1 protein-coding gene is annotated in these 619 nt (G+C 60.6%); it reads left to right on the forward strand.

Going from position 1 to position 619, the window contains the following annotated elements:
• The coding region (locus tag AC1DU6_RS34655; RefSeq protein WP_477863043.1) for an NADH-quinone oxidoreductase subunit M at positions 1–619 on the forward strand (619 nt) is incomplete at both ends.

The following is a 619-nucleotide window of genomic DNA, read 5'->3' on the forward strand; positions in this document are numbered from 1 at the left end:
CACCAAGCGCGTCCGCGAATACATGATCGCGTTCCTGTTCCTGGAAACGCTGATGATCGGCACCTTCACGGCGCTGGATCTGGTGCTGTTCTATCTGTTCTTCGAAGGCGGCCTGATCCCGATGTTCCTGATCATCGGCATCTGGGGCGGCCCGCGCCGCGTCTACGCCTCGTTCAAGTTCTTCCTCTACACGTTCCTCGGCTCGGTACTGATGCTGCTGGCCATCATGGCGCTGTACTGGAATGCGGGCACAACCGACATCCCGACGCTGATGCACACGGCCGTGCCGCGCAGCCTGCAGACATGGGCGTGGCTGGCATTCTTCGCGTCCTTCGCGGTCAAGATGCCGATGTGGCCAGTGCACACCTGGCTGCCTGACGCGCATGTGGAAGCGCCGACGGCAGGTTCAGTCGTGCTGGCTGCGATCATGCTGAAGATGGGCGGTTACGGCTTCCTGCGCTTCTCGCTGCCGATGTTCCCGGATGCCTCTCTCTATTTCACGCCGATGGTCTGGACGCTCTCTGTGATCGCGATCGTCTACACGTCGCTGGTCGCGCTGATGCAGGAAGTCATCAAGAAGCTGATCGCTTACTCGTCGGTCGCGCATATGGGCTATGTG

This window comes from Roseateles sp. P5_B10 (assembly GCF_056400485.1).